The sequence below is a fragment of the Pseudoxanthomonas sp. SL93 genome (assembly GCF_026625825.1).
Taxonomy (GTDB): Bacteria; Pseudomonadota; Gammaproteobacteria; order Xanthomonadales; family Xanthomonadaceae; genus Pseudoxanthomonas_A.
The window spans coordinates 3,260,832-3,267,500 of record NZ_CP113065.1 but is presented as its reverse complement, the minus strand read 5'-3'; the positions used below and the strand labels follow the sequence as shown (position 1 = coordinate 3,267,500).

Sequence of the window (6,669 nt, the reverse complement as noted above, 5' to 3'; positions counted from 1 at the left end):
CCATCGGCGTGCTGATGGCGACCATCGTGCCCGGCTTCTCCAACGCCATCCAGGCCCCGGCCTCGACGCCGCGCGCGACCTTCACCCTGGACCTGCCGGCGCTGTCGGAAGCCCGCCAGAGCGGCATTGCCGGCGACAGCTGGCAGGTAGTCCGCGTGAAGCCTGGCCAGACGATGGGTGAGATCTTCGAAGAGCTTGGCATCCCGGCCGCCACCCTGCACCGCGTCCTAAACAACGCCGGTGCCAAGCAGGCATTGACGCGGTTGAAGCCGGGTACCGAGGTCGCCTTCGACCTGCCGGTCACCGGCAACCTGCGCACCCTGCGCTATGACCGCGACTCCACCAGCCGGGTGGAACTGACCGTCGGCCCCGACAAGGTCACCGAGCGCGTGATCCCGCGCGAAACCACCACCCGCACGGTGGTGTTGAGCGGCAAGGTGGGGCGTTCGTTGAACCGGTCGGCGCGCAAGGCCGGCCTGACCGCCGCCAACATCAACTCGCTGACCGACGAAATCTTCAAGTACGACATCGACTTCAATTCCGACCTGGGGCCGGAAGACCGCTTCAGCGTGGTGGTCGAGCAGACCTGGCGCGAAGGCGAACTGATCAGCACCGGGCCCGTGCAGGCCGCCACCTTCACGGTCGACGACAAGCTGCACTCCGGCTTCCGTTACAGCCGTCCGGGCGGCAAGCCCGAGTACTTCACCGCCGCGGGCCGGCCGCTCAAGAAGAACTTCATCCGCATGCCCATTCCGTATGCGCGGCTGAGCTCCAAGTTCGGTGCCCGCCGTCATCCGGTGCTGGGCACGATGCGCATGCACAAGGGCGTGGATTACGCCGCTTCCACCGGCACGCCGATCATGGCCGCCGGCGATGCGCGCGTGCAGTTCGCCGGCTGGCAGGGCGGCTATGGCCGCACCGTCATCCTCGACCACGGCCGCGGCCACACCACGCTGTACGGGCACATGTCGCGACTGGGCAAGATCAAGCAGGGCCAGCGCATCCCGCAGGGCACCGTGATCGGTTACGTCGGCACCACCGGTCTCTCAACCGGCCCGCACCTGCATTACGAATTCCGCATCAACGGTGTGCACCGCAATCCGCTGTCGGTGACCATGCCGCCGCCGGAACCACTGTCCGGCCCGCAGCTGGCCTCGTTCCGCACCTACACCGCCAATGCGCTGGCCCGCATCCGCACCGTCGAAGACATCATCTACGCCGATGTCGGTCCGGCCGAACCCGAAAAGGCCAAGGTCACCGCCTCGGCCAAGCCCGCCGCCACCAAGAAGGGCAGCGGCAAGGGCTGATCCGCACGCATGGCGATAAACCGGAAAAGGCGGGACACTGTCCCGCCTTTTTCTTTGCCTGGTCCCGCATGACCCACGCCACCGACGTCGCCGTTTCCGAGCTGTTCCTGGGCCTGATGTCGGGCACCAGCGCCGATGGCATCGACGCGGCCTTGGTGCGATTCGAAGGCAGCGGCACGGCGCTGCGCTGCGAGCTGGTGCATGCCCGCACGCTGCCGTGGGATGCAGCGCTGCGCAGCGCGCTGATCGCGCTGGGGCAAGGGGCCGACAGCGTGTCGCTCGACGAACTGGGTGCGTTGGACAGCCGTGCCGCGATGGCATTCGCTGATGCCGCCCTGAGCGTGCTGGAAGACGCCGGCATCCCGCGCGGCCGCGTGCGCGCGATCGGCTCGCACGGGCAGACCATCCGCCATCGCCCGCATGCCGAGCCGCCGTTCACCTGGCAACTGGGCGACGGCAACGTCATTGCCGAACGCAGCGGCATCACCACCGTGGCCGACTTCCGCCGCCGCGACGTGGCCGCCGGCGGGCACGGGGCGCCGTTGATGCCCGCATTCCACGCCGCCCTGCTCGGCTCGCCGCACGAGGACCGCGCAGTGCTCAATCTGGGCGGGATCGGCAATTTCACCCTGCTGCCGGTTGCGGGGGACGTGCGCGGCTTCGATACCGGCCCGGCCAACGCGCTGATGGATGGCTGGTGCGAACGCCACACCGGCCAGGCCTACGATGCGTCGGGGGCGTTCGCCGCCAGCGGCCAGATCGACGCGGCACTGCTGGCACGCCTGCTGTCCGAGCCGTGGTTCGCGCTGCCGCCGCCGAAAAGCACTGGGCGCGAACAGTTCCACCTGGACTGGCTGGAAGCCCGTCTGGGCAGCACACCGCTGGCACCGGCCGACGTGCAGGCCACCCTGCTGGAACTGACCGCGCGCACCGTGGCCGATGCGCTGCAGATGACCCAGCCCACGACCCGCCGCGTGCTGGTCTGCGGTGGCGGCGTACGCAACCCGGCGTTGATGGCGCGCCTCTGTGCGCACCTGCCACAGGCCGTGGTGGAATCCACCGCAGCCCACGGGCTGGACCCGGACTACGTGGAGGCGATGGGCTTTGCGTGGCTGGCACGCGAGACCCTGGCCGGGCGACCCGGCAACCTGCCCGCCGTCACCGGCGCGCGCGGCCTGCGCGTGCTGGGCGCCGTGTACCCGGCGTAGGCGCGTTCAGAAGCCCTTGCCGGGCGGTACGTCCTTCAGCGCGTTGATCGCGTCGGACAACACGTTGACCTCGGTATCGTTGAAGCCGCCGCGCACTTCCGCCTCGCAGACGAACAGCCCCTGCTCCAGCAGGTTCATGAGGGTGTGGTGCACATCCCATCCGCGCGCCTCGGAGACCCGCCGGATGCGGTCTGCCAGGATCGGATCGATGTCCTTCAGCACGATGTCGGTCATGGGCTCCCCTGCAGTCTGGCGGAAGGCGATGCCCCCTGGCCGCCTCGCTTGTGACTAGATACGCGGCCGCCGCCTGTTCGGCAAGTCACGTCGTGCTGGCGGGTGCGGGCACGCGGTGCCGCCACACCAGCAGCAGGCACAGGATCAGGACGGGAATGCCAAGCAGCGCGGTGCCGGTGAAGAACAGGCTGTAGCCCTCCAGCAACGTGCGCCCCTGCGCGAGATACTCGACACTTACGCCGGAGAGGCCTTTCAGCACCTTGCCCAGCAACGCGTAGAACGAACTCAGCAATGCGTATTGCGTCGCGGTGTAGCCGATGCTGGTCAGGCTGGACATGTAACCGATCAACGCGACGCCCGCAAAGCCGCTGCAGAAGTTGTCGATGATCATGACCGCGCTGAACACCCCGGGATCGGCGCCGTGGAGCGCCAGATAGGCGAACGCCAGGTTGGACCCCGGACCCAGCACCGCACCGGCCAGCAACGTGGGGATGAACCCGAAGCGCACGGCACTCAGCCCTGCCGCCGCGATGCCCAGGATGGTGGCCACCAGCCCCACCGAGCCGCGCACCGCGCCGACGGTTTCCTTGGCGATGCCCAGGTCCGCATAGAACGGGTTGGCCATCGGCCCCATCACGAAATCGGGCAACCGGTACAGGCTTATCGCCAGCAGCATCAGCACGGCCCATTTGCCGTGGTGGGTGAAAAAGGCGACGAAGGGCCCGATCAGCGCATCGAACAGGCCGCGTGCGGTGAACAGCTTCGGCTCCGCCGCGGCGGCAAGCCGGGTGGCCTCCGGCTCCCGCGCCATGAACGTGGCCACCACGCCCACCGCCATCAAGGCGCCCATCACGTGGTACGACATCGACCAGCCGATGCCGGCCGCGAAGATCAGGATCAGCGAGTCGGTGACCAGCAGCGCGGCGCGGTAACCCAGCGCCGACGTCGACGTCAGCAAGCCCTGCTGCTCGTTGCTTTCGGCCACTTCGATGCGCCAGGCATCGATCACGATGTCCTGTGTGGAGGATGCAAACGCGACCACCAGCGCCATCGCGCCGAACACCAGCAGGTGGTCCGGCGCCAGTCCCGCCAACAGCAGTTGGCCTTCGCGTGGCTCGATGAGCGCCATTCCCACCAGCGCCGCACCCGCGACGATCTGCGACCACAGCATCCAGCCGCGCCGACGCCCCAGCCAGCGACCCACCAGCGGCGCATCCAGCTTGTCCACCAACGGCGCCCACAGGAACTTCAGGGAATACGCCAGGCCCACCCATGACAGGAAGCCGATCGTGGACAGCTCGATGCCGTTCTCGCGCATCCAGAAGCCCAGCGTGTTGCCCACCAGGTAGATGGGAAGGCCCGAACTGAAGCCCAGCAGCAACATCACCAGCACCTTGCGCTGGCGCAGGTTCAGCAGGACCTCCTGCCATGGCTTCAGCTTGCGGGCGGGCGTGGATGCGGCAGGCGTACCCATCAGGTGTAGTCCACCGTGAATGGCGCATGGTCGGAGAAGCGCTGTTCACGGTAGATCGCACACGCCTTCAGCCGGTCACGCAGCGACGGCGTGACGAACTGGTAGTCGATGCGCCACCCGACGTTGTTGGCGCGCGCCGCGCCGCGGTTGCTCCACCAGGTGTAATCCTGGCCGTCCGGATGCAGCGCGCGGTACGCATCCACCCAGCCGCCCTCGTCCGCGCACATCCCGTTCAACCAGTCGCGCTCCGGCGGCAGGCAGCCGGAATTCTTCTGGTTGCTGGTCCAGTTCTTGATGTCCAGCCGGCTGCGCACGATGTTCCAGTCGCCGCACAGCACGTAGTGGCGACCGCTGCGGCGCCATTCGTCCAGCGTGGGCGCCAGCCAGTCCATCACCTTGAACTTGTAGCCCTGCCGTTCCTCGCCGGACGAGCCGGAGGGAATGTAGAACGACACCACGCTCAGGTCGCCGAAGCGCGCCTCGATGTAACGGCCTTCCTCGTCGAAATCGGGCCAGCCCAGCGCCGTGCGCACCTCGTCGGGCTCACGCCGGGCATAGATCGCCACGCCGCTGTAGCCCTTCTTGGTGCTGGCGTCACGGAACCAGGCCTTGTAGCCGGCGGGCAGGAACGCGGGGCCGGCCAGCTGGTGTTCCTGGGCCTTGGTTTCCTGCACGCAGAGCACGTCGGCGTTCTGTGCGGTGAACCAGTCGAAGAATCCCTTGTTGGCAGCGGAACGCAGGCCGTTGGCATTGAAGCTGATGATGCGCATGGAATGACCGGTGATCGGAATCGGCAAAGCGTACCCCAAGGGCGGGCGCGATTCCGCCACGACGGGCTATCCTTTGTCCTCCTGTTGAACACACGTTGGCCCCCACGCCCATGTCCGACCATCGCTCCCGCTTCCTCCAGCTCGCCCTGCACGCGCAGGCTCTGCGCTTCGGCGAGTTCACCCTGAAGTCCGGTCGCCTCAGCCCGTATTTCTTCAATGCCGGCCGCTTCGACAGCGGTGCGCGGCTGGCGGACCTGGCCGCGTGCTACGCCGACGCGGTGGAGGCATCGGGCGTGTCGTTCGACCTGCTGTTCGGCCCGGCCTACAAGGGCATCCCGCTGGCCACCGCGCTGGGCTGCGAGTTCGCCCGCCGCGGCCGCGACCTGCCGGTGGCGTTCAACCGCAAGGAAGCCAAGGACCACGGCGAAGGCGGCCTGCTGATCGGCGCGCCGCTGGAAGACCGGCGCGTGCTGATCGTGGATGACGTGATCACCGCCGGCACCGCCATCCGTGAGGCGCTGGGCCTGATCCGCGCCGGCGGCGGCGTCCCCGCCGGCATCGTGGTGGCGCTGGATCGCCAGGAAACGCTGAATGACGGCGGACAAGGCGATGCCGAAGGCACGCCCCGCCCGTCCGCCGCGCAGTCCGTGGCCGAGGAAACCGGGGTGCCGGTCATCGCCGTGGCCAGCCTGCACGACCTGCTTGCTTTTGCCGGCGAAAGCGCCGACCTTGTGCAGCATCGCGACCGTCTGCTGGCCTACCGGGCCCGCTACGGCAGCGCGCTCCAGGGTTGAATGCAGCAGGGGGCTGCCATGACGATCCGATCGACGTTCCTGATGACCGCCGTCCTGCTGGCGCTGGCTCCCGTGGCCGGCGCGCAGAAATCCGCGGATGGCAAGGCACCCAAGAAACTCTTCTGCTGGGACGACAAGGGCACGCGAGTGTGCAGCGATGCGCTGCCGCCCGAGGCGGTGAACGCCGCGCGCCAGGAAATCAGCGCCGCCAGCGGCCTGCGCACCGGTGAAGTGGCCCGCGCGTTGACCGAAGAGGAGCGCGCCCAGGCCGCCGTCGCCGCCCAGCAGCTGCAGATGGACAAGGCTGCAGAAGAAACCCGTCGCCGCACCGACGCCGCCATGCTGCTGTCGTACCGCACGGAGGAAGACCTGCGCCGGGTGTTCACCGAACGCACCGCCATCGTCGACAACAACGTGCGCACCGCGCGCTACAACGTCATCAGCCTGCGCGAAGGCCTGGTCACCCTGCTGCAGACCGCTGGCGACCGCGAACTGGCCGGCCGCCCGGTCTCGCCGGAGATGGCCGCCAGCATCCGCCAGCGCCATGCCGACCTGATCCGCACGCGCCGCCTGCAGCAGAGCTTCGAGACCCAGCGCGCGGAACTGGACGTGGAAATCGCCGACATCATGCAGCGCTACCGCACCGCGATGGGCATCGCCCCGGCGGAAGGCACGGCAACGGCACCCGATGCACCCGCCGCCACCGACACGCCGCCGGCAACGCAGGCGCAGGCACCGGCGCGCAACTGACGGGTCGGCCCGCCGTGCGGGCCCCTGTCATTCCTCCGCCGGGCACGCACTGGCAATCAGAAAACGACGACGCCGGGCATGCCCGGCGTCGTGGATGTCTGCAGGGTGCGGGGCCAAGTGTGGTGGCCCCTG

7 protein-coding genes (1 of these 7 cut by a window edge) are annotated in these 6,669 nt (G+C 68.4%); 4 read left to right on the top strand and 3 right to left on the bottom strand.

What is annotated here, in order from left to right; genetic code table 11:
- Positions 1 to 1,307 carry the 3' portion of a M23 family metallopeptidase gene (locus OVA13_RS15305; protein WP_267791327.1) on the top strand. The gene continues 154 nt to the left of window position 1, outside the view, so only the last 1,307 of its 1,461 coding nucleotides appear in the window; the start codon falls outside the window, past its left edge; it ends in the stop codon at positions 1,305 to 1,307.
- 68 nt (positions 1,308 to 1,375) lie between these two features.
- Positions 1,376 to 2,515: an anhydro-N-acetylmuramic acid kinase gene (locus OVA13_RS15300; RefSeq protein ID WP_267791326.1), complete on the top strand. Its 1,140-nt coding sequence runs from the start codon at positions 1,376 to 1,378 to the stop codon at positions 2,513 to 2,515.
- A gap of 6 nt (positions 2,516 to 2,521) precedes the next feature.
- On the opposite strand, the gene OVA13_RS15295 is transcribed toward OVA13_RS15300, so the two are convergent.
- The 3 genes from OVA13_RS15295 to OVA13_RS15285 form a co-directional block, all read right to left on the bottom strand.
- Positions 2,522 to 2,749: a hypothetical protein gene (locus OVA13_RS15295; protein WP_267791325.1), complete on the bottom strand. Its 228-nt coding sequence runs from the start codon at positions 2,747 to 2,749 to the stop codon at positions 2,522 to 2,524.
- A gap of 85 nt (positions 2,750 to 2,834) precedes the next feature.
- The gene (locus tag OVA13_RS15290) at positions 2,835 to 4,223 is read right to left on the bottom strand and encodes an AmpG family muropeptide MFS transporter (protein ID WP_267791324.1); all 1,389 of its coding nucleotides are present in this window, start codon (positions 4,221 to 4,223) and stop codon (positions 2,835 to 2,837) included.
- On the bottom strand, positions 4,223 to 4,993 hold the full coding sequence (locus OVA13_RS15285) for an exodeoxyribonuclease III (protein ID WP_267791323.1): 771 nt from the start codon (positions 4,991 to 4,993) through the stop codon (positions 4,223 to 4,225). Before OVA13_RS15285 ends, OVA13_RS15290 begins: the two co-directional genes overlap by 1 nt.
- Before the next feature lie 110 nt (positions 4,994 to 5,103).
- Here OVA13_RS15285 and pyrE point away from each other — a divergent pair, with 110 nt between their 5' ends.
- Positions 5,104 to 5,787 (top strand): orotate phosphoribosyltransferase, encoded by a 684-nt coding sequence (gene pyrE, locus OVA13_RS15280; RefSeq protein WP_267791322.1) that lies wholly within the window; start codon positions 5,104 to 5,106, stop codon positions 5,785 to 5,787.
- 18 nt (positions 5,788 to 5,805) lie between these two features.
- The gene (locus tag OVA13_RS15275; protein ID WP_267791321.1) at positions 5,806 to 6,537 is read left to right on the top strand and encodes a hypothetical protein; all 732 of its coding nucleotides are present in this window, start codon (positions 5,806 to 5,808) and stop codon (positions 6,535 to 6,537) included.
- Positions 6,538 to 6,669 lie beyond the last annotated feature (132 nt).

Bases quoted from the DNA above. Each gene is read 5' to 3' on its own strand.
- OVA13_RS15300 (WP_267791326.1), top strand. From the start codon at position 1,376: ATGACCCACGCCACCGACGTCGCCGTTTCCGAGCTGTTCCTGGGCCTG.
- OVA13_RS15295 (WP_267791325.1), bottom strand. From the start codon at position 2,749: ATGACCGACATCGTGCTGAAGGACATCGATCCGATCCTGGCAGACCGC.
- OVA13_RS15290 (WP_267791324.1), bottom strand. From the start codon at position 4,223: ATGGGTACGCCTGCCGCATCCACGCCCGCCCGCAAGCTGAAGCCATGG.
- OVA13_RS15285 (WP_267791323.1), bottom strand. From the start codon at position 4,993: ATGCGCATCATCAGCTTCAATGCCAACGGCCTGCGTTCCGCTGCCAAC.
- pyrE (WP_267791322.1), top strand. From the start codon at position 5,104: ATGTCCGACCATCGCTCCCGCTTCCTCCAGCTCGCCCTGCACGCGCAG.
- OVA13_RS15275 (WP_267791321.1), top strand. From the start codon at position 5,806: ATGACGATCCGATCGACGTTCCTGATGACCGCCGTCCTGCTGGCGCTG.